General features: G+C 51.2%; 33 protein-coding genes. 14 read left to right on the top strand and 19 right to left on the bottom strand.

What is annotated here, in order from left to right:
• Positions 1–81 precede the first annotated feature (81 nt).
• Together PMI41_RS24545 and PMI41_RS03815 are read right to left on the bottom strand one after the other, a co-directional pair.
• The gene (locus tag PMI41_RS24545) at positions 82–246 is read right to left on the bottom strand and encodes a DUF1328 domain-containing protein (RefSeq protein WP_008121970.1); all 165 of its coding nucleotides are present in this window, start codon (positions 244–246) and stop codon (positions 82–84) included.
• Between the two features lie 83 nt (positions 247–329).
• The gene (locus PMI41_RS03815; RefSeq protein ID WP_008121969.1) at positions 330–1,124 is read right to left on the bottom strand and encodes a response regulator; all 795 of its coding nucleotides are present in this window, start codon (positions 1,122–1,124) and stop codon (positions 330–332) included.
• A 171-nt stretch (positions 1,125–1,295) separates the two neighbouring features.
• Between PMI41_RS03815 and PMI41_RS25180 the strand changes: the two genes are divergently transcribed.
• Positions 1,296–1,499, top strand: a complete 204-nt coding sequence (locus PMI41_RS25180) for a NepR family anti-sigma factor (protein WP_008121967.1) — start codon at positions 1,296–1,298, stop codon at positions 1,497–1,499.
• Positions 1,500–1,511: 12 nt separating this feature from the next.
• Entirely contained in the window at positions 1,512–2,063 is a 552-nt protein-coding gene (locus tag PMI41_RS03805; RefSeq protein ID WP_040853681.1) for an RNA polymerase sigma factor, read from the top strand.
• On the opposite strand, the gene PMI41_RS03800 is transcribed toward PMI41_RS03805, so the two are convergent.
• Complete coding sequence (locus PMI41_RS03800; RefSeq protein WP_008121964.1) at positions 2,046–2,462, bottom strand: response regulator; 417 nt, start codon at positions 2,460–2,462, stop codon at positions 2,046–2,048. The two genes, PMI41_RS03805 and PMI41_RS03800, sit on opposite strands and share 18 nt — an antisense overlap.
• Positions 2,463–2,603: 141 nt before the next feature.
• Between PMI41_RS03800 and PMI41_RS03795 the strand changes: the two genes are divergently transcribed.
• Entirely contained in the window at positions 2,604–3,359 is a 756-nt protein-coding gene (locus PMI41_RS03795; RefSeq protein WP_008121962.1) for a Crp/Fnr family transcriptional regulator, read from the top strand.
• 2 nt (positions 3,360–3,361) lie between these two features.
• On the opposite strand, the gene PMI41_RS03790 is transcribed toward PMI41_RS03795, so the two are convergent.
• The gene (locus tag PMI41_RS03790) at positions 3,362–3,583 is read right to left on the bottom strand and encodes a hypothetical protein (RefSeq protein WP_008121960.1); all 222 of its coding nucleotides are present in this window, start codon (positions 3,581–3,583) and stop codon (positions 3,362–3,364) included.
• Positions 3,584–3,730: 147 nt separating this feature from the next.
• On the opposite strand from PMI41_RS03790, the gene PMI41_RS03785 reads away from it, so the two are divergent.
• Positions 3,731–5,248 carry an HWE histidine kinase domain-containing protein gene (locus PMI41_RS03785; protein ID WP_040853731.1) on the top strand — a complete coding sequence of 506 codons (1,518 nt, stop codon included), beginning with the start codon at positions 3,731–3,733 and terminating at the stop codon, positions 5,246–5,248.
• On the opposite strand, the gene PMI41_RS03780 is transcribed toward PMI41_RS03785, so the two are convergent.
• The 4 genes from PMI41_RS03780 to PMI41_RS24540 form a co-directional block, all read right to left on the bottom strand.
• The gene (locus tag PMI41_RS03780) at positions 5,228–5,698 is read right to left on the bottom strand and encodes a hypothetical protein (protein ID WP_008121957.1); all 471 of its coding nucleotides are present in this window, start codon (positions 5,696–5,698) and stop codon (positions 5,228–5,230) included. The genes PMI41_RS03785 and PMI41_RS03780 overlap by 21 nt on opposite strands.
• Positions 5,699–5,700: 2 nt before the next feature.
• The gene (locus tag PMI41_RS03775; RefSeq protein WP_008121955.1) at positions 5,701–6,039 is read right to left on the bottom strand and encodes a DUF883 family protein; all 339 of its coding nucleotides are present in this window, start codon (positions 6,037–6,039) and stop codon (positions 5,701–5,703) included.
• A gap of 125 nt (positions 6,040–6,164) precedes the next feature.
• Positions 6,165–7,025, bottom strand: a complete 861-nt coding sequence (locus PMI41_RS03770) for a PRC-barrel domain-containing protein (RefSeq protein ID WP_008121952.1) — start codon at positions 7,023–7,025, stop codon at positions 6,165–6,167.
• Between the two features lie 191 nt (positions 7,026–7,216).
• Entirely contained in the window at positions 7,217–7,375 is a 159-nt protein-coding gene (locus tag PMI41_RS24540; RefSeq protein WP_008121950.1) for a DUF3309 family protein, read from the bottom strand.
• 188 nt (positions 7,376–7,563) lie between these two features.
• On the opposite strand from PMI41_RS24540, the gene PMI41_RS03760 reads away from it, so the two are divergent.
• From PMI41_RS03760 to PMI41_RS03745, 4 genes are all read left to right on the top strand, one after another.
• Positions 7,564–9,540 carry an AI-2E family transporter gene (locus PMI41_RS03760; protein WP_008121948.1) on the top strand — a complete coding sequence of 659 codons (1,977 nt, stop codon included), beginning with the start codon at positions 7,564–7,566 and terminating at the stop codon, positions 9,538–9,540.
• A gap of 255 nt (positions 9,541–9,795) precedes the next feature.
• Positions 9,796–9,987: a CsbD family protein gene (locus PMI41_RS03755; RefSeq protein ID WP_008121946.1), complete on the top strand. Its 192-nt coding sequence runs from the start codon at positions 9,796–9,798 to the stop codon at positions 9,985–9,987.
• A gap of 110 nt (positions 9,988–10,097) precedes the next feature.
• Positions 10,098–10,904: a transglutaminase family protein gene (locus tag PMI41_RS03750; RefSeq protein ID WP_008121945.1), complete on the top strand. Its 807-nt coding sequence runs from the start codon at positions 10,098–10,100 to the stop codon at positions 10,902–10,904.
• 64 nt (positions 10,905–10,968) lie between these two features.
• Positions 10,969–11,205, top strand: a complete 237-nt coding sequence (locus PMI41_RS03745; protein WP_008121944.1) for a DUF768 domain-containing protein — start codon at positions 10,969–10,971, stop codon at positions 11,203–11,205.
• Between the two features lie 14 nt (positions 11,206–11,219).
• Here PMI41_RS03745 and PMI41_RS03740 read toward each other — a convergent pair whose 3' ends face one another.
• On the bottom strand, positions 11,220–11,648 hold the full coding sequence (locus PMI41_RS03740) for an Lrp/AsnC family transcriptional regulator (protein WP_008121943.1): 429 nt from the start codon (positions 11,646–11,648) through the stop codon (positions 11,220–11,222).
• A gap of 78 nt (positions 11,649–11,726) precedes the next feature.
• On the opposite strand from PMI41_RS03740, the gene PMI41_RS03735 reads away from it, so the two are divergent.
• A complete protein-coding gene (locus tag PMI41_RS03735; RefSeq protein ID WP_280113441.1) occupies positions 11,727–12,872 on the top strand; it encodes a saccharopine dehydrogenase family protein in 1,146 nt (381 codons plus the stop codon).
• Positions 12,873–12,939: 67 nt separating this feature from the next.
• Here PMI41_RS03735 and PMI41_RS03730 read toward each other — a convergent pair whose 3' ends face one another.
• The 4 genes from PMI41_RS03730 to PMI41_RS03715 all read right to left on the bottom strand — a co-directional run bounded on the left by PMI41_RS03730 (position 12,940) and on the right by PMI41_RS03715 (position 17,003).
• On the bottom strand, positions 12,940–14,190 hold the full coding sequence (locus PMI41_RS03730) for an aminopeptidase (RefSeq protein WP_040853726.1): 1,251 nt from the start codon (positions 14,188–14,190) through the stop codon (positions 12,940–12,942).
• A 95-nt stretch (positions 14,191–14,285) separates the two neighbouring features.
• Complete coding sequence (locus PMI41_RS03725; protein WP_008121940.1) at positions 14,286–15,599, bottom strand: MFS transporter; 1,314 nt, start codon at positions 15,597–15,599, stop codon at positions 14,286–14,288.
• 50 nt (positions 15,600–15,649) lie between these two features.
• Positions 15,650–16,501, bottom strand: coding sequence for an SDR family NAD(P)-dependent oxidoreductase (locus PMI41_RS03720; protein WP_008121939.1), 852 nt, complete (start codon positions 16,499–16,501; stop codon positions 15,650–15,652).
• A gap of 55 nt (positions 16,502–16,556) precedes the next feature.
• Positions 16,557–17,003 carry a hypothetical protein gene (locus PMI41_RS03715; RefSeq protein ID WP_008121938.1) on the bottom strand — a complete coding sequence of 149 codons (447 nt, stop codon included), beginning with the start codon at positions 17,001–17,003 and terminating at the stop codon, positions 16,557–16,559.
• A 257-nt stretch (positions 17,004–17,260) separates the two neighbouring features.
• Between PMI41_RS03715 and PMI41_RS03710 the strand changes: the two genes are divergently transcribed.
• Positions 17,261–17,548: a DUF6074 family protein gene (locus PMI41_RS03710; RefSeq protein WP_008121937.1), complete on the top strand. Its 288-nt coding sequence runs from the start codon at positions 17,261–17,263 to the stop codon at positions 17,546–17,548.
• Between the two features lie 66 nt (positions 17,549–17,614).
• Positions 17,615–17,797, top strand: coding sequence for a hypothetical protein (locus tag PMI41_RS03705; RefSeq protein ID WP_008121936.1), 183 nt, complete (start codon positions 17,615–17,617; stop codon positions 17,795–17,797).
• 3 nt (positions 17,798–17,800) lie between these two features.
• On the opposite strand, the gene PMI41_RS03700 is transcribed toward PMI41_RS03705, so the two are convergent.
• From PMI41_RS03700 to PMI41_RS03690, 3 genes are read right to left on the bottom strand one after another with little or no spacing between them, the layout of a single operon-like run.
• A complete protein-coding gene (locus tag PMI41_RS03700; RefSeq protein WP_008121935.1) occupies positions 17,801–18,583 on the bottom strand; it encodes an SDR family oxidoreductase in 783 nt (260 codons plus the stop codon).
• A 31-nt stretch (positions 18,584–18,614) separates the two neighbouring features.
• A complete protein-coding gene (locus PMI41_RS03695; RefSeq protein ID WP_008121934.1) occupies positions 18,615–19,805 on the bottom strand; it encodes an aminotransferase class V-fold PLP-dependent enzyme in 1,191 nt (396 codons plus the stop codon).
• Positions 19,805–20,281 carry a RidA family protein gene (locus PMI41_RS03690; RefSeq protein ID WP_008121933.1) on the bottom strand — a complete coding sequence of 159 codons (477 nt, stop codon included), beginning with the start codon at positions 20,279–20,281 and terminating at the stop codon, positions 19,805–19,807. Before PMI41_RS03690 ends, PMI41_RS03695 begins: the two co-directional genes overlap by 1 nt.
• A gap of 145 nt (positions 20,282–20,426) precedes the next feature.
• Here PMI41_RS03690 and gcvA point away from each other — a divergent pair, with 145 nt between their 5' ends.
• From gcvA to PMI41_RS03675, 3 genes are all read left to right on the top strand, one after another.
• Positions 20,427–21,356 (top strand): transcriptional regulator GcvA, encoded by a 930-nt coding sequence (gene gcvA, locus PMI41_RS03685; RefSeq protein WP_008121932.1) that lies wholly within the window; start codon positions 20,427–20,429, stop codon positions 21,354–21,356.
• Positions 21,357–21,627: 271 nt separating this feature from the next.
• Positions 21,628–22,374, top strand: coding sequence for a F0F1 ATP synthase subunit A (locus PMI41_RS03680; RefSeq protein WP_008121930.1), 747 nt, complete (start codon positions 21,628–21,630; stop codon positions 22,372–22,374).
• Positions 22,375–22,441: 67 nt separating this feature from the next.
• Entirely contained in the window at positions 22,442–22,771 is a 330-nt protein-coding gene (locus tag PMI41_RS03675; RefSeq protein WP_008121927.1) for a hypothetical protein, read from the top strand.
• A gap of 29 nt (positions 22,772–22,800) precedes the next feature.
• Here the strand turns inward: PMI41_RS03675 and PMI41_RS03670 are convergent, their stop codons facing one another.
• From PMI41_RS03670 to PMI41_RS03660, 3 genes are read right to left on the bottom strand one after another with little or no spacing between them, the layout of a single operon-like run.
• Positions 22,801–23,673, bottom strand: a complete 873-nt coding sequence (locus PMI41_RS03670; protein WP_052025830.1) for an alpha/beta hydrolase — start codon at positions 23,671–23,673, stop codon at positions 22,801–22,803.
• 56 nt (positions 23,674–23,729) lie between these two features.
• Complete coding sequence (locus PMI41_RS03665) at positions 23,730–24,605, bottom strand: DMT family transporter (RefSeq protein WP_008121921.1); 876 nt, start codon at positions 24,603–24,605, stop codon at positions 23,730–23,732.
• Positions 24,602–25,210 carry a class I SAM-dependent methyltransferase gene (locus tag PMI41_RS03660; RefSeq protein ID WP_008121919.1) on the bottom strand — a complete coding sequence of 203 codons (609 nt, stop codon included), beginning with the start codon at positions 25,208–25,210 and terminating at the stop codon, positions 24,602–24,604. Before PMI41_RS03660 ends, PMI41_RS03665 begins: the two co-directional genes overlap by 4 nt.
• Positions 25,211–25,280 lie beyond the last annotated feature (70 nt).

Below are 25,280 nucleotides of genomic sequence, written 5' to 3'. Positions count from 1 at the left end.
TCCCAACACGTTACCTACAACCTTAAATATGTGTAACGATGTAACGATAAAGCCGCCAGCAAAGCTGACGGCTTTCATTATTCAGGCACGGCGAATGATACCAGCTATCAATGACACCAAAAGCAGTGCCAGGAATACGTAGAATATAATCTGCGCAATACCGGCAGAAGCGCCGGCGATTCCACCAAAACCGAGGGCACCTGCAACAAGTGCGATGATCAGAAATATTACTGCATAATAAAGCATTGTTATCTCCCTTTATTGTTGAAACAGAAACGAAACCGCGTCCGTTTTGTTCCAGACAAGATCAAAGGGACAGCTATGCTATCTTATGCTTTTGCCTTGCTGCTCTCTTTAAAGAACAAAGCTTGAGTAATAAGTGCCTTCACCATGTCTGGATTAAACGGTTTGGTGACGAGGAAGGTCGGTTCGGGGCGTTCACCGGTAAGTAGGCGCTCAGGGAATGCTGTAATGAAAATAACCGGAACCGCATCCTGGCTGAGGATGTTGTTGACGGCATCAATTCCCGAACTGCCATCTGCCAACTGAATATCTGCCAGTATCATGCTCGGCTGTGTCTCTGAGTAAAGCTTCAATGCTTCGTCTTTGGTACGCGCGATACCAACAACCCTGTGCCCAAGGCTTTCAACCATGTGTTCGATATCCATGGCGATCAGAGGTTCATCTTCGATAATGAGGATATCCGTAGCTATCTGCTTTGAAATGCCAACGGAAGCTTCGTCGAGAAGCGCATAAAGCTCGTCGTCCGAAATTTCGAGAATTTCCATAGTTTCAGACTGGCTGAAGCCTTCAAGGCTGATAAGCAGAAATGCCTGCCGCGCCCTTGGCGCGATTGAGGTCAGATTTGCTGCAGCGTGTTTCTCCCAACCATATTCCGATTGCATTTCCAAAGGCCGGACATTGACCGAATTGAAATGCTTCACCAGTAGTTTGTAAAGACTCACCCGGTCCGATCCCGTATCAGGAAACAGAGAAACATCGGTTATCAGAATTTCGAGCGTCGCGGCGACATAAGCATCACCTGAAGATTGTGAGCCGGTGATGGCGCGGGCGAAGCGGCGGAGATATGGCAGGTGGGGGGCTATCCGGGTGGATAATGACATTCGAGTGCGTTCCCTGTTCAGGCGATATTGTTCAGAATAAATAGAGAGTTCCGTCCTACAACACTTATGCAAAAAAAAAGTTCCAGCAAACGGAACTTTTTCTACATTCGGACATTATCGGCATTAATGTGCCTATGAACATCGCGTCGACATACCAGCAAAGATCAAGCAATGAACGCAAAAACAAATTCTTCCGCCGCGCCAGCCAAGGCGCGTGTTCTTCGACGCGATGCAAAAACTGCTGAAACGGAAATTGGTTTGAAGCTCCGTGCGCTTTACGCGTCGGTACAAGAGGAAGAGATACCGGCAAGGTTTCTCGATCTTCTGGAAAAGCTCGACGAGGCTGAACGCCTGCATTCGCGATCCTCGAAGTAAGCGGGCCCTTGAATGGTACATGAATCAAAGGACTTCAAAAGAAATCTGATTGCCTCGTTGCCGAAGCTTCGAGCCTTTGCGGTTTCATTGATCGGCAACCCGGATAGGGCAGATGATCTCGTGCAGGATACGATCATGAAGGCTTGGGCCAAGCAGGATTCGTTCGAGCTGGGCACAAATATCAAGGCATGGCTTTTCACGATTCTGCGCAATGAATTCTACAGTCAGATGCGTAAGCGCGGTCGCGAAGTGCAGGATTCCGACGGAATTTTCACTGAGCAGCTTTCAGTTCACCCTGCGCAATACGGATCGCTGGATCTGCAGGACTTCCGCAAGGCACTGGAAAAGCTTCCAGACGACCAGCGTGAAGCCATAATCCTCGTAGGAGCCTCTGGGTTCTCCTATGAGGAGGCTGCTGATATATGCGGATGCGCTGTCGGAACAATCAAGAGCCGGGTCAGCCGCGCCAGAACTCGGCTGCAGGAGCTTCTGGAAATTGAGGGTGAAGTCGATTACGGCCCGGATGCTATCGCCACTCAGGTTACATCAAACAAGTTCGCCTGATGAATCGTCCATCCGCGAGCCCCGGTTGGAAGAAGTGAGGCTGCCGAGCGAAGCTACAGCCTGTACGATTTGACTTTTCCCATAAGGTTTTCCAACAACGGGCGTGCCAGCAAACTCGGTGATCCCGCTCAGGTCAGCATCATAGGCACTGGTGAACAGGAGAGGTATATTACGTGACCGTAGCATGGATGCGGTTTTGAGAGACGAAACGCCTCTTGCTTCCACTTCCAATATTGCAAGGTCGCATGTCTGGCCGCTTTTTATCCAGTCCAGCAACTGGTCAATTGTAGAAACAACATGCACGGACTTCGCACCACATTCTTCCGCGATTCGTTCCAGCTCCAATCCTATCAAGTATTCGTCCTCGAGTACCAAAAGGTGTTTGCCGGCCAGTTCCATATTCCATCACTCCAATTTGGCGGTGGTTATGGAGCTACTCGGATTGGCTGTCATTTAACTAAGACATATCGATTACGAAGAAAGCTCATGTGAATTTTGGAGGGCGTGCTAATTTGCACGCAGCTACAACCGGATAAAATAATGAAAAACAATGCGGCGTCGACAGTCAGACAGTATCCCTGCGAGAGATGTCCCTTGCAGGCTTTTCCGCATTTCCAACCGCATGACAAAGATGAGGTCGAGTTTCTGTCAGGCTTCAAGATGGGCGAGCTTGTTGCCGACATAGGCACCACTGTGCTCGGCGAAGGCACAAGCAGCGCGCATCTTTTCACTGTGCTATCAGGTTGGGCATTCCGCTATAAAACGCTGGAAGATGGCCGTCGCCAAATTCTGAATTACGTACTGCCCGGTGACCTTATCGGGCTGCAAGGTTCAGTAATGAAAGAGATGCAGCATTCTGTCGAGGCCTTGTCTCCGATGGTATTGTGCATGTTTCAGCGTGATAAATTGCCAAACCTCTTCCGAAGCTTTCCAAGCATTGCATATGACATTACCTGGTTGGCTTCCCGTGAGGAGCAGATGCTGGATGAGATATTGCTCAGCGTTGGGCGTCGATCAGCTCTTGAACGTGCAGCGTATCTTTTCGCTTTCCTGTTTCAGCGCGCCAAATCGGTTGGAATGGTCAAGAATGACAAACTGATGGTCCCACTGCGTCAACAGCATGTGGCTGATACTCTTGGACTATCGATTGTCCACACCAACAAGACATTGAAGAAACTTGCGGCAAAGGGTGCATTGCGCTGGCTTGACCGTGGGTGCGAGGTTCTTGACCATCAAATGCTGCTGGATATTTCCAGATGGCAGGGACTGCCGAGCGTGCCGCGGCCCTATATCTGACCCTACAGCGTAGCAGCACCTGTTTCGGGCTTCTCGGCGTTCAGTTTATCCAGCGCAAGTTCAATGTCGCGCAGATTGCGCGTAACGCCGTCGTCAGGGTCCATGCCGCCTTCAGTGGCGGCGCGCTGCAGCCCGCGGGCTTCTGCAAGAAGTTCCTCTAGCCGTGTGATCTTTTGGATGTTGCTAAGGCTTCCATCGGATAGAATATCATTTGCTTCAAGCATTTTTTCCTCCATTCACTGCTATTTGTGAACGGTTGGAATCATTAAATGTTCCGTTAGAGGAACAATGGCAAGGTGGCTGCGTTGAAGTCGGTGGGATATATAACTTAGTGGAGTAAGGGCGCCTTAACACAGGTTGTCATGTGGGATATGAAGTTAAACGATATTTCCGAAAATACTTTATTGTTCCTGACGGATACGTCGCGCCGGGAGGTGCTTTCCTCGCTCCGACCGATAGGGAAAGATGACAGCGATCTGAAAAATCTCACTGATCTTGCATTGTCGGTTTTCAACGCTGATGGCGTGCGGGTAGTGCTTGTTGACAGTGATCAAAGTGAGCCACTTGCGACATCCGGCGCGGTAGGTGACATTGATATCTGGACGATTGAGGCACATGCGATTTCTGCTCAAGACAAAAGATGCCTCGTTGTACTCGATGCGGCCGAAGATGTGAGGTTTGCCGAGATCAACGTCGTTGCGCAGGAACCACGTATAAGGTTTCTGGCAATTGCGCCAATTCACGTGGGAGACAAGCCTGTTGGTGCGCTGAGCGTTCTGTCGCTGAAGGCGACCTCGGAGTTTACATTCGAGCTGGAAGAGAAACTGGTACAGTTCGCCAAACTTGCGGGCTCGCTTATAGAGTTGAAGCGTAATTCCCGCCTTGAAGAAAACATTGTCAATCAACTGCACCGCGATGAAGATCGCAATGCCATGGCACTCGAAGTGGGAAATGTCGGCAGCTGGGTTTGGGATCTGAAAAGCGGCATATTCACCGGCAACAAGATGGCTTACACCATGTTGGGTCTAAGTGATGAAAATCCTGTCACAGGCGAAGACGTTTTCCGGGCAATGCACCCCGATGATTTCCCCATGATGAAATCATCGATCACGCGCGCCTTGGCGCATGATCAGGATTATGCAGGAGAATTCCGCGCAGCCTCTTCAGGCCAATGGCTGCTGGGCAGAGGCCGAATCTTTGAACGGGATGAATCGGGACGCCCGGCAGTCGCCGTTGGTGTAAACATCAACATCACGGCGACAAAGAACGCTGCTGAGAAAACGCGGCTTCTGCTCAGGGAACTCAACCATCGCGTCAAGAACACATTGGCCATGCTGCAGTCGCTTGCGCGGCAAACTTTGAACCGCACCTCTGATCCAGCCGAATTTATGGAAGCCTTTTCCGGCCGGCTACGCGCTATTTCTGAGGCGCATACACTTTTATCCGATCGTGAATGGAGCGGTATCAGTCTTGTTGATCTGATCACGAGACAGGTCGAACCCTACGCAATCTACGATGCCGCACAAATGGTATTGGTCGGTGAAGATATTGTTTTGCCGCCGGATCACGCATTGGGCTTGGGAATTGCGCTGCATGAATTGGCAACGAACGCAGCCAAACATGGTGCGTTCTCGGCAGCGGGTGGCCAGGTGCGGGTGTCATGGGAAATCGAGCCGGGCCTCGATGGATCTCGTGTTGTTATTCATTGGGTGGAAATAGGCGGGCCATCTGTCATGGCACGCGAGACACGCGGTCTTGGTGAGCGGTTGATCGAGCGCAGTCTGGATAAAGTAATATCGAGCAGCGTTAGATTAAGTTATCCGGAAAGCGGCGTGGAAGCTGTAATCTCCATGCCGATCAAGGATAACTCAATCCCCGAGTTCCTCTGATTTCCGGCGCGGGCGCCTTCTCGATTTAGGCTTCTTTCCCAGCATTGATAGCCCGCCAAAAGCAATAACCGGTAAGGCAAGCATCAACAAAGTGCGGGAGCGCAGGACCATTGGCGTTGCCGCAACTGCAGCAATCGCCAGAAGAGCAGATGTGTCAGTTTTCGCACGGTCGCGCTGGCGTTTCCGGATGATAGCGTCAGAAATTTTCATAATGATGTAGAGAATAATAGCCAAGGCGAATGCACCACCGCCGATATAAAGGGCTGCGCGCAATTCGCCAAAACGTTCAGACAACGCTATGTAACCCGCAATCAGCAAAAAAATGGCGCCGATAGCACCAAGAACGCCAATAATACTCAGAAATATCGCGCTTCTCTTAACGCGATTAACGGCAAGGCCAACCTCACCTGCGGCAAGGCTGGTCAATAAAGGGGTAAGCAGTTTCAGCATGATCAGCGACGGGAGATCAGTGCCAGAAGAAAGCCAACGCCGGCCGCTACGGCAATGGCAGTCAGCGGTTTGTCGCGGATGGTTTCAGTCAATTGATCTTCGATATCCAGAGCTTGGGATTTGAGATCTTCTAACACTTCTTCGCCCTTCACCTTGGCATTTTCAAAAGAGTTGGCAGCACTGGCTCGCGCGCCTTGGGTCGAATTTTTGCCTATTTTCGCCAGAGTGGCAGCAATGCTGGCGATATCGTCTTTAAGTGCAGCCACCTGCGCCTGCAGATCAGGGTTTGTCTCCGTAGCGTCATCGACTGCTTTTCGAACTTTGGAGGAAACTGTGGCCATGCGATAACTCCTTGGAAAATAGATGCATATGATTTGGAAACGTTGTTCGAAACTATTTGTTCCATGCGAAACCGGCCACTGCAACTTGCGATGGCCGGATCCGCTATCGTTCAGCTACGCGCTTACTATTCGGCAGTACCGCGCAGGAGTATTTTTTCACTGTCGGCCTTATAGGCTTCTGCCGTGTAGGCGGGTTGGGCTTCCAACTCTTTTTTTGTGAACGGCGTGAAGACAGATATTTTCCCGCTGTCATCTGCAAGCAAATCCAAGTTTTCAATGGACACTGCGATTGGCTTTTTGCCGAGACCCAAAAATCCGCCGACGTCCACCACAAAGGCTTCAACCTGACCATCCGGTGTCATCAAAGCATCGCCGACGCTGCCGAGCGTTTCATCATCAGGTCCGTAAACGACCGAGCCAATAAGCTTGTCAGCACTCATTGCGCTGGATGGAACAGCCTTGAGAGCGCTGCGAAGTTCTGCAGCCGGCTTGCCAGCAGGTTGATCTTGATTGACGACAGCTGGTTCCGGAGCTTTCGCAGGGTCGGAAGCGCCATCCGTTAGTAGTGCGGAACGATCATAAGCCGGTGCCTTGTCCAACTCTTCCTTGGTGGTGGCGATTACCAACCAGCGTTTCTTGTCAGGCCTCTCCGTCCAGGACAATTGATCGAGACCAACGGCTACTTCTTTTTCACCGACTCCCAGAAATCCGCCTACACCAATGATTGCCGCTTCGGCTCTGCCCTCGGGATTAAGCACCACATCTTTGACCTCGCCAATGGAAGCTGCATCATCTTTGGTGCTGTTATATACGGCCTGACCAATCAGGCCAGTCGTGAGCACTTGTCCCGGGGCGGCAACGAGATAACGGTCCTGTACAGGCGCTTCCATAATTGGCTGACCGAATATGTCAGAACCTTCCTGTGCTGCGGCTGCTGTGCACAGAGTGACTATAATGGCGGAAGTAGAGAGAAGACGTTTCAACATATAGGATTCCTTTGCGCCCATAGGGCAGAACGCCGGCTTTATTAGCCGGCGGATGAGTAAGGTGAGCTGATTTTAAGAAAGGTCAGGAGAGATAGCCCATCAGCCAAAGAATGATGATGATTGGAAGCGGCAGGCCAATAAGCCAAAGCAATACGCCACGCAGCATAGATGCAGACTCCTTGTCGAATTTATCAGATGCGGCCCATCAGCAGCAGTACTACAAGTACTACCAGCACGATCCCAAGCAGGCCGGAAGGTCCATAGCCCCAGTTGCGAGCGTGTGGCCAACTGGGAAAGACGCCGATCAGTGCAAGAATAAGGATGATTACAAGAATGGTTGTTAGCGGCATGGTCCAACCCCCTGGTTGATTATTGTTCGGATAATAAACACCGCAACACCGAAATTCGTTCCAAATGATCGGCTTATAATGTCTGCGTAAAAGCGCATAATGCCCATGCAACCAATTTGCTCAGCCGGCGTTGCAGTGGCGGGTGACAATGGAGAGAGGTTTCATGCAGTTCGGGTTAGGGGTTTACCATGCCTTCTGAAGACTTCAGCGGGCGGTCGCCACGTGCCGTGGAGCGAGTAACGCGTAAATCCGTGTATTCACCAGCCGCAGTTGAAGCCGATACCCGGGCACAGTTTCCACCAGTCATTGTCGCTATTGCAATTGTCGCGGCACTTTATTTTGCCAGCGATGTTTTCGTGCCGCTCGCTCTGGCCCTGCTTCTGACCTTCGCCTTGTCTCCGTTGGTTACGCGCCTGCATCGTAACAGGGTACCGAAAGCCATTGCCGTTATCAGTGTGGTCGTTACGGCATTTATGGTAATCGCGATATTCTTCAGTATCGTTGTCAGTCAGCTGACCGTTCTTGCTCAAAATCTGCCCAGCTATCAATACAATATCGAGACAAAGATACGCACTGTCAAAGATGCACAGTCGGGTAACAGCATTTTTGATCGCGGTGCGCGTATGTTCAAGAGGTTCAGTGAAGAGATTGGCCGTTCCGACGAAGTAGAGCGTTTTCCAGTCGACAAAGCGCCTGAAAATGCTGACCAGGCGCGAAAGCCTCCGGAAAATGTTGAAGTACAGTCACAGGCAGCTGAGACAGCATTGAAGGCGCAAGACCCCAACAAACCTGTTCCCGTTGAAATACGCTATCCCCCGCCCGATCCGCTGAGCCTTTTGCAAACATTTGCGGGGCCGCTCATCCAGCCATTGGCAACGATCGGTATTGTTATCGTCGTCGTGATTTTCATGCTGATGCGGAGAGAAGATCTTCGCGACCGGTTCATAAAACTCGTCGGGGCCAGTGATATTCATCGAACGACAACAGCACTCCATGATGCTGGCAAACGCGTCGGTCAATATTTGCTGATGCAGCTTATCATCAATATCAGCTTTGGCGTACCGATAGGCATCGGTCTGTGGCTGATCGGCATACCCAACCCAATGTTATGGGGCATGCTGGCGATTGTGCTGAGATTTGTACCCTATATTGGTCCAATCATCGCGGCGTTCTTCCCACTGATGCTGTCGCTTGCCGTTGATCCGGGATGGATGCTGCTTGTGTGGACAGCGTCCCTTTTCATTGTGCTTGAGCTGATCAGCAACAATATTATGGAGCCTTTGCTTTACGGATCAAAGACCGGACTTTCCCCTGTCGCCATTCTCATGGCGGCAATTGTTTGGACATGGATATGGGGTCCCATCGGCCTCATTCTATCTACACCACTGACTGTGTGCCTTGTCGTACTCGGTCGGCATGTGCCGAAGTTCGAATTTCTGGACGTGCTGCTGGGGAATGAGCCGGTGCTGCTACCGCCGCAACAATTATACCAAAGGCTGTTGTCGGGCGATCCTGATGAGGCAACAGAAAAGGCGGAGGAGTATCTTCAGTCGAATTCGGTGGTTGATTATTATTCGTCCGTCGCTGTCCCCGCACTGCTGCTGGCTGAGCATGATCGCGGGCGTGGTGTTCTTGATGCTCCAAGGCGTAACAGGGTTGCCCAGAGCATGGTGTTTCTCGTCGAGAACCTGTCTGACTACCACGATCCTTTGGACGACGACGAACTCGAGACGGAAGAGCAACCTGCCCAAGACGGCAAAAAACCTACCAAAAAGACAGAACCCGCCAAGCCGAAAACCATCATTTCGGCTGGCGGACGCGGTAACCTTGATGACGCTGCCGCTGTCATTGTCGGCGACATCCTTGAGCGTAATGAATTTGAAGTGCACGACATCACGCATGATGAACTTGAAGCTGCCAACATAGCCAAGCTCGAACTCACAGGTGTAAGTGCAATCTGCATAAGTTATCTCAACACGTCATCGATTGCGCATGCGCGATATTTGATAAGGCGAATCAGACGTCGCAATGCCCGTGTAAAAATCATTATTGGCTTCTGGGGCGATGGTGCTGAGAATGTTGATGGCGAGAAGATTGTAGGCTCGACACGCAACTGCCTTTTTGCATCGTCGATCGAAAATGCAATTCAGGAAATTCGCGCTTGAGGGGTCGTTTTCTGTATTTCTTTTTCGTGCCGGAATTCGGCGGAACCAAGATATGGCTACGGCGTTTCCCACAAGCTGATCGAACCTTTGATCGGTAGCATAAGACCCGGTGCCTGTTCCCCCGTGGGTGCCGGGTCGTTTTGTTGTGATTGTATTTATGCTTTTATTTCAACTAGTTAATTATAATTCCATCTGGAACAAACTGAAGAAATATTCGTTTAGCTTTTGTAGATAAAAGTTCTCGAGGAGTTTCTCATGGGTAGTACAAGTGACAAGATTGCTGGCGCTGCAAACAAGGCAGCTGGAAATGTTAAACAGGCAGCCGGCAAAGCCACAGGCTCTAAAAAGCTTGAAGCGGAAGGCAAAGTGCAGGAGCTGAAAGGCGATGCACAGACTGCCAAGGGTAAGGCAAAAGATGCGGCCAAGAAGGTCGTGGATAAGGCCTGATCGTCTCGTTCAGGAAATAGTTTAACCGGTCCGCTTTCGGGCCGGTTGCTTTTTGGGCAAGAGTCTGCCGATGCTGTTTCAACGCTAATCAAAAATCAAGGGAACCGTGGATGAGATTACATGTTGGGTGCGAGCTGACTTTTGAGTTCATGCAGGAAACACCCCTTGTAGCGATATTGAATGTGCATCATTCACGGTTCGACGATCTGGAAGGCATTGAAACATTTCATACCAATTTTGATTCCACTATTACCGGCTATCACGATCAGTTTGGAAACTGGTGTAATCGGATTGTAGCTGCACCCGGAACATTTATTTGTTCCACGAATGCTATTATTCGCGATAGCGGACTTCCCGATCCGGTGGTGTTCAACGCTGAGCAGCACCGAGTGCAGGATCTTCCGGATGAAACGCTGGTTTATCTTATGGGCAGTCGCTATTGCGAAACCGATCTGCTGAGTGACGAAGCGTGGCGGCTCTTTGGCAATACGCCCCAAGGTTGGCAGCGGGTTCAAGCCGTTTGCGATTTCGTCCATAATCATATCACGTTCGGATATGAGTATTCCAACCCGACCAGAACCGCCTCTTCAGGCTATTATGAGGGGCGGGGAGTGTGCCGTGATTTCACTCATCTGGCCGTTGCGTTCTGCCGATGCCTGAACATTCCAACACGCTATTGTACGGGTTACATCACCGATATTGGTGTGCCGCCACCGCACGCGGAAATGGACTTCTGCGCGTGGATGGAGGTTTATCTCGGTGGAGAGTGGCACTCATTCGACCCGCGTAACAACACCCCCCGTATAGGACGCGTAAAAGTGGCTCATGGGCGAGACGCTGCAGATGTCCCGCTGACCAATATTTTCGGGCCAAATTATTTGACAAAATTCAAGGTTTGGGCCAGCGAAGCGCGTTAGATCGCAACCTTATCGGTCTCAAACTGTTTCATTTGTGGATGCGCAATAATTCCGGGAGACCAGTATGAGTCAAAGAGCCATTGATTTCGTCAATAACTGGATTGACGCCAATGTCGATACTGCCAAGCCGGCGGATATGGAACATCATGACAAACGACCTCAGCGTTTGGCTGAGCGGTGTTCCGCTGATGCGCAGGCAGCGGGAATCAGCGAAACCGAGATCAACGATGGTCTCGGCGATTTGGAAGTCTGCATGATTGCTGCAATCGACAGGATCGCTCTGGCAAAATCGGACCAATAAAAACGTAAAATGCTTTACCGATCTATTCGCGTGGAAAGGATGATTGAGGACATCGTTCTTTCAACGCCCTCAAGTGCGCCAATCTCATCGAGAAGTTTGTCCAATTCCTGAATTGATGGTGCTTCGACAATAACGATCATATCGAATTGCCCGCTAACCGAATGAAGGGTTCTCACCCAAGGTATCTTTCGTAATAGCGATTCAACCCGTACGGCAAATTTAGGCAAGGCTGTCACAAGCACATGCGCCTTGACCAGATTTTGCTGGTATTCCGGCGATAGCTGAACGCTATAACCACGTATCATTCCCCGATTTTCGAGACGCTCAATGCGGCTTTGCACCGTTGTACGTGAAAGCCCGAGCTTGCGTGCCAAATCGGCAGTGGAGGCTCTGGCGTTTTCACGAAGCAGTGAAAGCAGCGCATGATCGGCGTCTGTCAGCATAATGATGAATCCACTCGGCATATCGATTAAATTAATGTGCTATATCGTCAGTATACCTACTACATTTCGCCGAGCAATATGCGAAAATTCACTACGTTCAAGTATTTTCAGGGGAAGCACATGAAAGAGATCGTTGTCGTAGGCGCGGGCAAAATCGGAGGAACGATTGCCAATCTGCTGAGCGAGACAGGAGACTACCGCGTAACTGTGGTCGACCGAGCACAAGCGCAGCTTGATTCACTTGAGGTTTCTGAGCGTGTAGCCACTGCCTGTATTGAAATTGCAGAGGCTGGTGCGCTTGAAAAAGTGCTTGATGGCAAGTTCGCTGTATTGAGTGCGGCACCTTTTCACCTGACCACTCGCATTGCAGAAGCTGCTGCCAAATCTGGCGTGCATTATCTTGATCTGACCGAAGATGTCGCAAGCACACGTATCGTCAAGCAACTTGCAACAACGGCAAAGAGCGCGTTCATTCCGCAGTGTGGATTGGCTCCAGGTTTTATTTCCATCGTCGCCAATGATCTTGCCAAGCGTTTCGACACGTTGGAGAGCGTTCGTATGCGGGTCGGTGCGTTACCTCAATACCCTTCCAATGCGCTGAACTATAATCTCACCTGGTCGACAGACGGCGTTATCAATGAATATTGCGAGCCATGCGAAGCTATCGTCGATGGTGAATTGACTGAAGTGCCGCCGCTTGAAGAACGTGAAGAGTTCTCGCTTGATGGCGTTACCTATGAGGCTTTCAACACATCCGGCGGACTTGGCACATTGTGCGAAAGCCTGCTTGGTAAAGTGCGCACGCTCAATTACCGCACGATCCGCTATCCAGGCCATGCTGCCATCATGAAGGCCCTGCTGAATGATCTCGGGTTGCGCGATCGCCGCGATGTATTCAAGGATATTCTTGAAAACGCGCTGCCATCGACGCTTCAGGACGTGGTCGTGATCTTTGTGACAGTCAGTGGCCGCAAGAAGGGTCGCCTGTTGCAGGAAACCTATGCAAACAAGGTTTACAGCAATCACATCGGTTCGCAGCTTTACAGCGGCATCCAGATCACCACAGCCTCGGCTATCTGTGCTGTGCTTGACATGCTTGCCAATGGTGATCTTCCACAAGAGGGCTTCATCAAGCAGGAAGACATCGCTCTTGATGCATTCCTGGCTAACCGTTTCGGCAAGGCTTATGCCCAGACTGAAACTGCAGGTCGTCTCGTAGCCTGATAGATATAAGTGAACAATTTAATCGCCATCGCGTATGCGGTGGCGATTTTTTATTGCCTAAATTCGATCAGGCCCACTCGCCTTTACGCATAACCGGAACAATCGAGCCATCCTTGTGGATGCCATCGACATCTACATCACCTGAACCGATCATCCAGTCGATGTGAATAAGGCTCTTATTGCCACCCTTCGAAGCGATCTCTTCCGGGGTTAATTCTCCGCCATTGATGAAGCATTTCGAATAGCATTGGCCCAGCGCAATATGGCTCGCTGCATTTTCATCGAACAACGTGTTGAAGAACAGCAGCCCCGACGCTGAAATAGGTGAGGAATGCGGGACGAGCGCAACCTCGCCGAGACGGCGTGCGCCTTCATCCGTGCCGAGAATCTTGTTGAAGACTTCTTCACCGCGGGTCGCCTTGGCTTCGATAATTTTGCCGCCTTCAAAGCGAACCTGAATGTTTTCGATCAATGTGCCCTGATGGGACAATGGCTTGGTGCTGGATACGTGTCCATCAACGCGAAGCGCATGCGGCGTTGTGAAAACTTCTTCCGTCGGAATATTCGGATTGCATGTAATGCCATTCTTGGCCTTTGAAGCGCCGCCCTGCCATTCATGTTCATCGGCAAGCCCTACAGTTAAATCCGTGCCGGGGCCCTTGAAGTTCAAGGAGGCGAAGTTCAAGCCATTCAGCCATTCCCTGCGCTTCAGCAATGCTGCGTTGTGATCACGCCATGCACTCACGGGGTCGTCGATATCCACACGAGAAGCTGCAAAAATCGCGTCGGCGAGCATTGAAACGGCGGTCTCGGTATCCTGATCGGGAAAAACCTGCTTTGCCCAGGAAGGATTCGGGTACGAAACGATGTTCCAGTTGACGTCGAAACCTGTGATTTTTTCGAGTGCAGGACGGTACGCCTGGGATTGCGCCTTGTTGGCACGCGCGACTTTTTCCGGATCTTCCGACGCAAGCAGCATGGGGTTATCACCGGCGACGGCGAGACGGGCGGTATTGGCAGAAAATGCTTTGGCCATGCCCTCATAGAGCCAGCCAGCGGAACGGTCAAAGCTATCACTTGGCGCATTGCGATAACGCATCAAGGTCGCTTCTTCGTCACTGTAGAATGTCGTAACGAGCCCCGCGCCTGCCTTGTAGGCGTGTTCGGTAATTCGCCGAACGAGCGGCAATGCTGCAAGTGGCGCTGTAATTAACAGGTCTTGCCCCGGCTGCAGTTGCAAACCGATTTTTACGGCCACTTCACCTAGCCGGTCAAGCTTGACCGGATCGACAGTCGGAATTTTTTGAGGCGTGTTCATAAGTGCTTCCATGCGGTTCATGAGTTTCCGTGCCAGCATAGAACCGGACCATTGGTCTCTTCAAGCCAATGGTCCGCATTTTGGGTCAGGACCGATCAATCCTCTTTGATAAGGCTATGATCGCGGGTGTCGCGCATACGTATGTAGACGATCAAAGACAGGCCAATCATAATCGTCACATACCAGAAGAACCAGCTTTCATAGCCAGCGAGCTTGAACCTGAGCGCTACCCATTCAGCCGTGCCGCCGAAGATCGTATTTGCGAGGGCGTAGGGTAGCGCAACACCGAGGGCTCGAATATGAGCAGGGAACAACTCCGCTTTAACGACGGCGTTGATCGACGTATATCCTGTCACGATGAGCAGACCAGCAAGGGACAGAGCAAAAGCTGTGTAAGGACTCGTTGTAGTCGCCAGTGTCGAGAAGATCGGATAGGTAAACAACAGCCCAAGGATACCAAAGCTTATCATAAGAGGTTTGCGTCCGATACGATCCGATAATGCTCCAGCAATCGGCTGGCACAGCATGAAAACCAACAGTGCCAGTGCAGTAATTTCACTTGCCGATTCTTTGCTGAAACCTGATGTATTGACTAGGAATTTCTGCAGATAAGTCGTGTAGGTATAAAACGCCAAAGTGCCGCCGGCTGTCATTGCTATGACTGTAAACGCTTGCTTCGGATAGTACCGGAAAAGGGCGAAGCCGCTGGATTTTGGTTTCTCACCATCCTTGGAGTTGTGGAATGATTGTGTCTCAACAAGGCCTCGGCGAATGTAGAAAACCACGATTGCCAATACCCCGCCAATGGCAAATGGTATGCGCCATCCCCATGAGCCAAGCTGTTCCGGTGTAAGAATGCGTTGCAAGATCAGCAGAACCGCCAGTGCAGTCAACTGGCCGGATATCAAGGTTACATACTGAAAGCTCGAGTAAAATCCGCGGCGCTTTTTGCCTGCCATCTCACTGAGATAGGTTGCGCTTGCACCATATTCGCCACCCACACTGATGCCTTGCAGCAATCGGGCAAATACAAGTGCCGCGGGAGCAAAAATGCCGATTGCCTCATAACCCGGTGTGACAGCAATCAATAGTGATCCCAGACACATCAATGTTACAGAAAGCGTCAGTCCGGCTTTGCGACCCTTACGGTCAGCATAAATGCCCATGAACCAAGCGCCTATCGGACGCATCAGAAATCCTACGGCAAAGACCGCTGCGGCACTTAAAAGTTCCGCTGTCTGATTTCCCGAGGGGAAAAATACGGGCGCAAAATAGAGGGTAAATGCCGAATAGACGTACCAATCGTACCATTCGACCAGATTGCCGGCTGAGCCACCTATGATAGACTTTAAACGGGTCCGGTCATCGGGAGCACGCGCACCCTGCAAAGAGGGATCTATACCTTTCATGAAAATTCCTTTGTCAAATAATTTGGATGCTAATAGGTGGTAAATCGCAATTAGTGTGGTTGTTTCAAAAAGTCGGAGAATTCAGCTTCAAAGTCCGGATGCCAACGCGAAAGGGGTGGCCGATTTTGGATGATATCGTCGGCAGCCCAAAGTATACGTTTCTCATCTAAACTTCTTACAACATCATTGTCCGGACAAAGTATATAAAAATCGCCGGCTGATATGCTTTCCAAAAGGAAATCGACAGTCTGTTCAGATGTCCATGCGCCAGCCGGCTTTTCAGTCCGGCTCCCCTTCGTCAGGGCTGTGTAGACAAAGCCGGGAATGAAAAGATGCGCAGTTACATGGCAGTCTTTCGTGTTACGTAACTCGTGTTGCAGCGCTTCAGTAAAGGTCTTTACGCCCGATTTCGAGACATTATAGGCTGGGTCTCCGGGCGGCGTGGTGATGCCTTGCTTCGAGCCGGTATTGATGATCAGGCCCGGCGTTCTGCGCGCGATCATCGATGGACCAAATATCTGGCAGCCATGGACAATGGCCATAAGGTTTGTCGCGATGATCCGGTTCCAATTACCGGAATCGAACACGCTGCTTCCGGGTTGTATGCCGGCATTGTTCATCAAAACGTCAGTCCCGCCAAACCTCTGATCTACGACCTGCTTCAAATTTTGCAAATCATCATCCTGCGTAACGTCTGTGGCGACAGAAATGATGTTTTCGGCCAAGGCACCGTTTGTGTCAGCAACCTGACGGTGTGCCTCTTCCAGTCGGTCTCCACCAATATCCGCGATGGCAACTTTCATGCCCAAACCAGCAAAACGCTTTGCTGCTGCCAGACCGATTCCGGATGCTCCACCCGTGACCACTGCAACGCTGGATTTTGATAAAGCGGGATGGGTCATGGCAACGTCCTCAATGCTTTGATTGCTTCAACAGGTCTCAGGCGATATCTGATGATCAGCCGAAATTGGGAACACGCAGATAATGCGGAAGCGGGGTTACCTGTTCTTTCAGGACGCGATTTTCAGAGATTGCAGAAGTTTCAGGCTTGACGCCAATTCTCGCAGATTTTTGACGCTGTGCTTCCAAAATCTCGTTCTCTGAACTTTCGCCCATTGAAAGGGCCTTCAGGAGAATCATGCGTGCAGCATTTGCTATCAACGATTGATTTTCGTTGAGGGCAATATCAAGAATCACGCGCCGGAAATCTGTGATTTCGACCGGTTTTCCAGCCGCCGCGCGTTGTCTGGCTGCGTTTTCCGCATCGATAAGGGCATAGAATTTTTCGCGCAGATCAGCCCCGACGTTCTCATACTGCATAGCGATGTCAGGGGCTGCGGCTGCCAGTTTTTGCTTCTGGCGTTCGCGGTGCCTTCTCTGCCGTTCTGCGTTACTGAGTGCCATATGTGAATCTCTACGCCGTTAACAAACGAATCACTTACCCCCAAGTGATAAGCCCGCATGCCGTAACGGGCAAGATTCAGCGGGTGTTACGCACAAATCTGTTACGGTCCAGAGGGTCCTCTATTGTTACGTAACGATTGAAATCATTTATGTTTTTGCCGAAAAATTATGCTGAACAAATTGTTAGGAACCTTGCCCGTATCCTTGCACCCGAATCAAATGCAAACGCGGCAAATGCCGTTCGGGAATAAGCGAGCATGCAAAAAGTTGTATCTGCGGTGAGTTGTCAGGTTATCCCTTTTCCGCTGACGAAGCGGTTGGCTACGGTCCGCGAAGTAGCGTCCAAGCTAAGGGAAAAAAACGAACGCCATGCTGAAGCTTACCGGAACAGTATAGCCGATGGTCTGTTCGAGCATCTTGCAAAGATAGGCCTTTCCGAGGATGAACAGGACGAGCAGGTGGGTGCTTTTTTCAGCGCCGTAGAGCTGGAAATGTTCGCAATGTATGATCCCAGCGGCATCTATGGAGACCGCTCGGTTTACTAAGGTTTTTCTCCAGTCAAAGCACGCTGCGGAGTTTGCATTTTACCTCGATATGAATGAAAATGCCGCATGTCCAATGATCAAAGATGCTGTGTGCAAACCGACAAGAAAAGCGATGGCAAATGGTACTATGTCGTCGTTGTCGATGGTGAAACCGGTGTCTTGATGGGACCGCATGATACCGAGGATGAGGCGCTGGCTGCTGGACAAAAAGAGCTGGAAAACCTCGGTATCTGCGACGACGAAGAATAGCACCTAGCCGAGTGTTGAGTTGAAAGCTCCTCCATCCAGCAGCAGGTTCTGCCCAACAATATATCCTGAATACTGACTGCATAAAAACGCTCCGGCGGCACCGAATTCACCTGTTGTTCCAAAACGGCCCGTGGGGTTTTCGGCATGAGCTGCCGCTTTCGCCTGTTCAACGGAAATACCTTCGCGAGCCGCATTGCTTTGCATCAATTGGTGGATGCGGTCTGTCTCATGCGATCCCGGCAGCAGATTATTGATGATAACACCGTGTCTGGCGACTTGCCGCGCTGTTCCCGCAACAAAACCTGTCAAACCACCGCGTGCTGCATTGGAAAGCCCAAGCTGTGGTATGGGTGATTTGACCGAGCCCGAGGTGATGTTCACGACCCGACCCCACTTGCGAGAGATCATCCCCGGCAATACCGCTTTCATCAAAAGAATAGGGGTCAGCATGTTGGCATTCACTGCCTTATGCCAGTCATTCTCGTCCCAATCGGACCAAAGCCCGGCGGGCGGTCCACCCGCATTGTTAATCAGGATGTCCGGTTGCGGTTCAGCGGCCAATAATTTCCGCCGCCCTTCCTCAGTGGTCACATCTGCAGCTACAATCTGAACATGCACATGATACTTCTCGACGATCTGAGTTGCGGTTGCATGAAGGGTTTCTTCCGTTCGCCCGTTGAGCGTAAGATGAACACCCGCTTCAGCGAGCTTCTCAGCCACGCCTTTGCCCAGACCTTTTGAACTTGCGCAAACTATCGCGCGCTTTCCGCTGATGCCGAGATTCATATTGTTTCCTGTGGTTTATTCTTGGCGAAGATCAAGCCGGGTTACTTGCAATGACGGCGACGGCCGAGCTCAGTGCTGTGATTTCTTCAACAGTGTTCAGATAACTGACGGAGGCACGGGCAATTTCATTGAGGCCGCGTGCCTTCATGTCGAGCGGTGTATAGGGCACGCCATTATAGCCTATGGTAATGCGCTGGGCGGCCAGCCTATCGCGGATTATCTGAGGACCGACATCTCTGATACTGAAGGAGACGAGACCGGATTTTTCAGTACCGAGGTCAAGCACTGAGACGCCATTGATGGCGCTGAGTTCTTGCCGCAGTGCTTCCGAGAGGCTTGCGATACGTTGGCGAAGTACGCTTATGTCCAATGTCCGCGCCTGCTTTAGGGCAATACCGAGGCCCAGCACCAAGGCAATGGAGCGCTCGCTTGTTTCAAACTTGCGGGCATCGGATCTGACCTTGGGCATGCCATCGTGCAAAGGCGCGGACAGGACATCAAAACTGACTGGATTCAGCTTGTCGAGGAAATCCTTGCGGATGTAGAGAATAGCCGTACCACGCGGGCCACGAAGGAATTTCCTGCATGAGGCCTTCAAAACGTCACAGCCTATTATGGAAACATCGATAGGCAACTGCCCGAGAGCCTGCGCTGCATCAATGAAATAAGGGACGCCCGCGGCACGCGTTACCCTCCCGATGGCTGCTGCATCATTGATAAGCCCCCCATTTGCAGGCAGCCAGGTTAAGGCCACCAAGCGAACCCGATCATTGATCATTTCAGCTAGAGCGGACGCGTCAACACTGCCATCTTCTTTGCAAGGGATGGTTTCGACATTGGCACCTGCACTTTGTGCCGCTGCATAAATCGCTGCAAGGTTCCCGCCCCATTCGTGACGTCCGACCAATATTCGGTCACCATGCCGCAATGGCGGTAGTGCAGCAAAAGCCGCACCCCATGCGGCAGAGCCGCTGCTGCAGAATGCGATCTCTTGAGGAAGAGCATTAATGATTGCGGCAGCGTCGATTCTTACCTCATCGAGCAAGGCGCTGACATTGTTTGCAGCTTCCATTGGGCCATACAGCATTTCGCGATGCAGATGGTCGGTAATGGCTTCAATCACTGCCCTCGAAGGCAGGGATGAGCCTGCATGATTGAAATGCATTCCAACCGCACAGCCTGGTGCCTCGGAACGTAAATATTCAATGTTCAGCGAGTTCATCAGACACCTTCCGCAAGTTCGACAAGAGCGTCAATTTCCACGGCGGCACCAACCGGTAGGGAGCTGACGCCGATGGCGGCACGGCTGTGACGACCTGCATCGCCGAAAACAGCAACGAACAAATCCGATGCTCCATTGGCCACTTCAGAATGACGATTGAAATCCGGCGTTGCTGCAATGAACACACCGAGACGCACAATCCGGCTTACAGCAGCAAGGCTTCCATCCGTCGCCCCGGCAATTTGCGAGAGAACGTTTATGGCAGCAATTTCGGCGGCTTTCCGCCCTTCCTCGGCTGTAACGCTGGCGCCCACTGTGCCTGAAAATGCAGTGCCGTCGTCGTTACGGCTTATTTGTCCCGATATGCTGAGGAGGTTTCCTGTCCGCACGGTAGAAACGTAATTTGCTGCGGGCGCGGATGCCGCTGGCAGTTTATATCCCAGTGAAGAGAGCTTTGTTGCAATGGTCTCGGACATCGTTATCTCCTTTTTACGGAGATAGATGATGAACGGCAGAAAGTAGCTTATCCAATTCAAAATGCGCTCTGGTGTGATCTAACTGGCTAATGTCTCGAACCCGCGCTATTGGATATTTGAACATCCACAATGAGAGTCGCAGCCCATGCGAACATCTTCCACACTTCCCCCGCTTCAGTCGCTTCGAGCATTTGAGGCCGTCAGCAGGCTGCTAAGCTTCCGAAAAGCAGGAGAGGAGCTGTTAATCACGCAGAGCGCGGTCAGCCATCACATTCGCTTGCTGGAAGAAACATTGGGGGTCAGTCTTTTCATACGCAGTGCCAGGAGTATTGCCCTGACAGACGAGGGGGAAGCTTATTATAAGAAAACGAAGCAGGCTTTCCGGCTTATCGCCGACGCAACACACGATGTACGGGTTAGTTCAGGGCGCAATAAGGTTCACGTCAGCCTGCTACCATCGTTCGCGGCCAACTGGCTGGTGTCCCGGCTTGCCGGATTCCATGCGGAACATCCGGATATTGATCTCGACCTTGAACCAACGCTTCGCGTCACGGACTTTGCATCGGGTAATATCGACATTGCTATCCGCTACGGGGAGGGACCGTGGGACGGAAGCGATGCTCATCTTTTAATGGCGGAGCAGCTTAGCCCAGTTGTCAGTCCGTTACTGCTTGGGGATGGATCGAAATTTACTCATCCGCAAGATTTGATGCACCACACCCTGCTCATGGCAAAGCAGCCGATTGATTGGGAAGTCTGGGCTGAGGCAGTCGGATTGGATTTCAGAAAAGCACATACGATACAACTAACGGACTACAATATTACATTGCAGGCGGCGCTGGAGGGGCACGGTGTTGCGATAGGTCGAAATCTGCTGATAAGTGAGCATCTTCGCACTGGACGCCTCGTTCAACCATTTCCGGAAGTAATCACATCCTATCGTGCAGCTCACTGGGTTGTGCTGCCAAAGGGCCGCACTATCGGCTGGTCAACCAAAACATTCTTTGACTGGATCATGCGAGAAGCTGCAAAAGACACCCATCCAACAAATTCATCCCCCCTGACAGCTGTCTGACCGCACCTTCAAGCTAGATGGTTCAAAGGTTGTTGCCATTGGCGAATGATGCAGCTAAGAAGCCACCGCGCAGGACGACCTGCGCCATGAATCGTTTCGGGGACGGCCCCAGAATCTCGCCATCGAGATCAAAATGAGGCCGCCGAATTGAACAAGCTTCCCAATCCGCAAATCATATCGGACACGCGACATTCGCGCGGCACGCAATGCTTATGCACTGCCATGTCACGCGAAAACTCAGCCGTGGCTGCAGCAAGTCAAAGGATATCCCATGGCCGGACCTATTGAGCAATTCGAGATCAAGTCGCTAATCGACATCAATTTTTCAGGTATGGACATCAGCTTTACAAACTCGTCTGCTCACATGGTGCTGACGATAATGCTTGCCGGTGCTTACTTGATGCTGGCCACAAGCTATCGACGCATCATTCCAGGCCGGTGGCAGTCCAGTGCGGAACTTCTCTACGAGTTCGTCTCAAAAACCTTGCGAGACAATGCCGGGGAACGTGGAATGCGGTTCTTTCCGCTGGTTTTTACACTTTTCATGTTCATTCTTGTCGCCAATCTGATCGGAATGTTTCCGTATGCCTTCACCGTAACGGCGCAGATTATCGTCACTTTCGGATTGGCAATGATCGTGTTCGGAACTGTAACCCTTTATGGCATTTTCAAGCATGGCATGTGTTTTCTCCGTCTGTTCATGCCCGCGGGTATTCCTGTCCTCCTTCTACCCATCATTATTCCAATTGAGATCATTTCCTATATTTCACGGCCCATAAGCCACTCGGTTCGTCTGTTTGCGGTGATGCTTGCAGGTCACATAACATTGAAGGTTTTCGCGGGGTTTGCGGTGTCACTCGGAAAAATGGGAGCCTTGGGTGTGGTTGGGTCGATTGCTCCGATGTTCATGACAGTTGCAATCACCGCGCTGGAATTCTTGATGGCAGGTATTCAGGCATATGTGTTTACAATGCTGACCTGCATGTATCTCAACGATGCGCTGCACCCGGGACATTGATATAGTGGTGGCTACCAATTGTGTGGTGGAAGCGAGCAGCCGGAAACAAGTAAAAAGGGTTTATCCGATGAGTGGAGTGCGAGGGAGCGCCTATCATCTTGCGGAAGGAATACTTATCGACGGGGTTCAGCGCAACAAGGATTATCCAGACCAATTCTGGATGCCACCGCAAGAACAACGTGAGCGCCTGCAAGCCGGCCAGTCTGCAAAAGTTGGTTTGGAAATCGCCGACACAGGTGAGCGATTTTGGGTCATCATCACGAGGGTCGAGCGTCAAGGCGAATCTTTGCGCTATTGGGGTCGTGTAGACAATGACCTGCAGGTGTTCGTCGAAGATCCGGATTACGAGGTTTGCTTTGGACCAGCTAATGTACTGGATACTGATCCGGAGAGTTAGCCGGACATTCCTCTGGACGGTGCAAAAGCCTATATTTTGGTGTGGTCTGTAAGGGCGGTGACAAATATCTCCCAGTGCTGCCGAGGAATGTCGTGCCCGGTATCAGGCAGTACCAGCAATCTGGAGCCGGGTACCGCGTCGCTCAGTGCTCGACCATGAGGCAGCGGAAACACCGGATCATTTTCCCCATGCACGATCAGTGCAGGAATGGAGAGATCGGAAAGCTCGCCGTTGCGCGGAGCGTCGAAATCAATCAGAAAGTGGTTGGCAAGCGTGGACTGCATATTTCTTGTTCTGGCAATGTCCAGCGCCGACAAGGATCGCATTTCAACCTCATCAAAATGTGGTGAATTACCGGAGAAAATACGCAACACCTCCACAATATGATTTTCCAGTGCTGCGAGATTTGAAAAGTCCGGAATTTTGGAGGTGGCTTCTTCGAACTCGCTGGTCATGGCGGGCAGATCATCATCTCCCGTTGTTGCGGAAACGAATGTTATTGATAAGGCTCTTTTCGGATGATCAATAGCAATTGCCAATGCAATAGCTGCGCCTAACGATCTGCCCACGATATGGGCACTGCGTACTTCCAGCCAGTCGAGAATTCGAATTGCATCTGATGCCATGTCACTTAGAGCGTAGCCCGGATTGCCTGTAGGGTAGCTCGTCGAAAGACCGGTATCGCGATTGTCGTATCGAATGACAAATCGCCCGCCATCCGCAATCATCCGACACAAATCGGTTTCCCACCAAATCATGGAAGCAGATGCTCCATGGATCAGAAGAATGGCAGGGTCAGCCGCGTCTCCAAAGGTCTCGACGCAAAGCTCGACACCATCTCCAACGAGCAGCTGTTCTCCGTTGGACTGGCTTCGTCCAGCATGCTTTTTTGCTTCATTCATACTGACTTAACCCCATTTATGGGCCGCCAATTGAGACTGAGCCCCGATTGCAAGGCTCACGCGGTGACGGATGACTTCGCCGCGGAAGCCGATAAGGTTGCAATATATGATCCGCAGATAATCAGAGCGAAGGCTGCAATCATCCTTTGTGTCAGCGGTTCTCCCAAGACCAATACACCGGCCGCGATGGAGATTGCTGGAGCAACATAGGTAATGATCACGGCACGTTCAGAACCGATTTCCCGGACCAGAAGAAAGAAGGTGAAAAAAGCAATCGCTGTGCAGATGGTTCCAAGTCCGGCGACTGCTGAAATTGCATTCATCGAAATTGGACCTACCGGCCATGCATTTAACGCTGGAGGCAGATAGGCAAGTGCGCAAAGAATGAGACAGACGGCAGTCATCGGCAGCGGGGGAACATTGTTCAGCCAGCGTGCAGCAATGACTGATCCTGCTGCATAGCACGCAGCGGCCAAAACCACTTGAGCAATTGACCAGAAGTCGCCTCCCAGCTCAGGAGCAGCCAAGGTCAGAACACCGGCAAATCCTATGGCCAATCCAACCAATCGTCGCGGCGAAAGCCGACTGGTTTCGCCAGTCATTCTTGCAATCACAATTGCAATAACCGGGGTAATGGCGATCAGTAATCCTGTTGTTGAACTGGTCAGGTTTATTTCCGCATGGGCTAGAAGCCCCCATGGGATAATCATCTCGATGACAGTAAAACTGACGACAGCAATCCAGGCTTTTGAAACCTGCTGGAACCCTCCCGTGTAAACGGCGAAGGGTAAAAGTACCAGTGAGCCGACGATAGATCGTGCACACACCAGAAATGGTACTGACAGTTCCAATACCGCTACCTTGATCATGAGGTATGGGATGCCCCAAAAGATACTCAATGCGATAAAGAGGATAAGTCCGCGTGCGCTCATAGCTGCCGCTCCGCTAGAAATGTAAGCCAGACTTCGCCCTCATGATCAGTGTTTCGGTCATGCCACCTTACATGGAGGTCAGCAGCAGCCAAATGGGCAATGAACTCGTCGTATTCCCAAAAAATAGTATTGAAGCCACCGCCGGTTTCACCTTGCCCTTCACGAAGTGAAACCAGAAAAACACCGCCCGGCCGGAGCGCATTGCGGATCTTTTTCAGAACATTGGCTGTGTGGTCGCGGTCTACGTGGATAAGGACACAAAGGGCAAGAACACCGTCATAAGGCCCGCCAAGCTTATCAGATATGATATTGAGCAAATCAACATTTTTACCGCGCTCCACCTGCATTGCGAGAAATGCGCGTGTGGCGTCTGTACGACGAACGACAGCGCCCAGACTTTCCAGATAATCTGCTTCAATACCCGGCCCGGAACCGACTTCAAGCATATGAGCGCCAAGCCCTGTAAAACTAACCATTCTCTGTAGCGTTTCGGCTGTTCTTTGTGAGACTTCTGTCCCTACAATCTCGCTATATTCCTTTGCATATTCTTCATATGATTGAATTATGCGATTGCTGTTTGCCATATCGCTTTTCAAATCTGTCATGATTATTGCGCCTCATCCCACCGTACCAATATTGCTGATACTTGGTCTAAGGTAGGGTAGAGCACATCAG

The organism is Phyllobacterium sp. YR531 (genome assembly GCF_000282595.1).
Classification (GTDB): Bacteria; Pseudomonadota; Alphaproteobacteria; order Rhizobiales; family Rhizobiaceae; genus Phyllobacterium.
Note: the sequence above shows the minus strand (reverse complement) of the source record. Positions and strands in the feature narration are given on the sequence as shown.

Excerpts from the sequence above, each read along its gene's own strand:
- PMI41_RS03760 (WP_008121948.1), top strand. The coding sequence starts at position 7,564 with ATGCCTTCTGAAGACTTCAGCGGGCGGTCGCCACGTGCCGTGGAGCGA.
- PMI41_RS03725 (WP_008121940.1), bottom strand. The coding sequence starts at position 15,599 with ATGAAAGGTATAGATCCCTCTTTGCAGGGTGCGCGTGCTCCCGATGAC.
- PMI41_RS03675 (WP_008121927.1), top strand. The coding sequence starts at position 22,442 with ATGAGTGGAGTGCGAGGGAGCGCCTATCATCTTGCGGAAGGAATACTT.
- PMI41_RS03710 (WP_008121937.1), top strand. The coding sequence starts at position 17,261 with ATGCAAAAAGTTGTATCTGCGGTGAGTTGTCAGGTTATCCCTTTTCCG.
- PMI41_RS03695 (WP_008121934.1), bottom strand. The coding sequence starts at position 19,805 with ATGAACTCGCTGAACATTGAATATTTACGTTCCGAGGCACCAGGCTGT.
- PMI41_RS03690 (WP_008121933.1), bottom strand. The coding sequence starts at position 20,281 with ATGTCCGAGACCATTGCAACAAAGCTCTCTTCACTGGGATATAAACTG.
- PMI41_RS03680 (WP_008121930.1), top strand. The coding sequence starts at position 21,628 with ATGGCCGGACCTATTGAGCAATTCGAGATCAAGTCGCTAATCGACATC.
- PMI41_RS03800 (WP_008121964.1), bottom strand. The coding sequence starts at position 2,462 with ATGGAACTGGCCGGCAAACACCTTTTGGTACTCGAGGACGAATACTTG.
- PMI41_RS03715 (WP_008121938.1), bottom strand. The coding sequence starts at position 17,003 with ATGGCACTCAGTAACGCAGAACGGCAGAGAAGGCACCGCGAACGCCAG.
- PMI41_RS03780 (WP_008121957.1), bottom strand. The coding sequence starts at position 5,698 with ATGCTGAAACTGCTTACCCCTTTATTGACCAGCCTTGCCGCAGGTGAG.
- PMI41_RS03705 (WP_008121936.1), top strand. The coding sequence starts at position 17,615 with ATGTCCAATGATCAAAGATGCTGTGTGCAAACCGACAAGAAAAGCGAT.
- PMI41_RS03700 (WP_008121935.1), bottom strand. The coding sequence starts at position 18,583 with ATGAATCTCGGCATCAGCGGAAAGCGCGCGATAGTTTGCGCAAGTTCA.
- PMI41_RS03750 (WP_008121945.1), top strand. The coding sequence starts at position 10,098 with ATGAGATTACATGTTGGGTGCGAGCTGACTTTTGAGTTCATGCAGGAA.
- PMI41_RS03670 (WP_052025830.1), bottom strand. The coding sequence starts at position 23,673 with ATGAATGAAGCAAAAAAGCATGCTGGACGAAGCCAGTCCAACGGAGAA.
- PMI41_RS03785 (WP_040853731.1), top strand. The coding sequence starts at position 3,731 with ATGAAGTTAAACGATATTTCCGAAAATACTTTATTGTTCCTGACGGAT.
- PMI41_RS03730 (WP_040853726.1), bottom strand. The coding sequence starts at position 14,190 with ATGAACACGCCTCAAAAAATTCCGACTGTCGATCCGGTCAAGCTTGAC.
- PMI41_RS03805 (WP_040853681.1), top strand. The coding sequence starts at position 1,512 with ATGGTACATGAATCAAAGGACTTCAAAAGAAATCTGATTGCCTCGTTG.
- PMI41_RS03795 (WP_008121962.1), top strand. The coding sequence starts at position 2,604 with ATGAAAAACAATGCGGCGTCGACAGTCAGACAGTATCCCTGCGAGAGA.
- PMI41_RS03740 (WP_008121943.1), bottom strand. The coding sequence starts at position 11,648 with ATGCTGACAGACGCCGATCATGCGCTGCTTTCACTGCTTCGTGAAAAC.
- PMI41_RS03790 (WP_008121960.1), bottom strand. The coding sequence starts at position 3,583 with ATGCTTGAAGCAAATGATATTCTATCCGATGGAAGCCTTAGCAACATC.
- PMI41_RS03735 (WP_280113441.1), top strand. The coding sequence starts at position 11,727 with ATGCGAAAATTCACTACGTTCAAGTATTTTCAGGGGAAGCACATGAAA.
- PMI41_RS03755 (WP_008121946.1), top strand. The coding sequence starts at position 9,796 with ATGGGTAGTACAAGTGACAAGATTGCTGGCGCTGCAAACAAGGCAGCT.
- PMI41_RS03770 (WP_008121952.1), bottom strand. The coding sequence starts at position 7,025 with ATGTTGAAACGTCTTCTCTCTACTTCCGCCATTATAGTCACTCTGTGC.
- PMI41_RS24540 (WP_008121950.1), bottom strand. The coding sequence starts at position 7,375 with ATGCCGCTAACAACCATTCTTGTAATCATCCTTATTCTTGCACTGATC.
- gcvA (WP_008121932.1), top strand. The coding sequence starts at position 20,427 with ATGCGAACATCTTCCACACTTCCCCCGCTTCAGTCGCTTCGAGCATTT.
- PMI41_RS24545 (WP_008121970.1), bottom strand. The coding sequence starts at position 246 with ATGCTTTATTATGCAGTAATATTTCTGATCATCGCACTTGTTGCAGGT.
- PMI41_RS03665 (WP_008121921.1), bottom strand. The coding sequence starts at position 24,605 with ATGAGCGCACGCGGACTTATCCTCTTTATCGCATTGAGTATCTTTTGG.
- PMI41_RS03775 (WP_008121955.1), bottom strand. The coding sequence starts at position 6,039 with ATGGCCACAGTTTCCTCCAAAGTTCGAAAAGCAGTCGATGACGCTACG.
- PMI41_RS03660 (WP_008121919.1), bottom strand. The coding sequence starts at position 25,210 with ATGACAGATTTGAAAAGCGATATGGCAAACAGCAATCGCATAATTCAA.
- PMI41_RS03720 (WP_008121939.1), bottom strand. The coding sequence starts at position 16,501 with ATGACCCATCCCGCTTTATCAAAATCCAGCGTTGCAGTGGTCACGGGT.
- PMI41_RS03745 (WP_008121944.1), top strand. The coding sequence starts at position 10,969 with ATGAGTCAAAGAGCCATTGATTTCGTCAATAACTGGATTGACGCCAAT.
- PMI41_RS03815 (WP_008121969.1), bottom strand. The coding sequence starts at position 1,124 with ATGTCATTATCCACCCGGATAGCCCCCCACCTGCCATATCTCCGCCGC.
- PMI41_RS25180 (WP_008121967.1), top strand. The coding sequence starts at position 1,296 with ATGAACGCAAAAACAAATTCTTCCGCCGCGCCAGCCAAGGCGCGTGTT.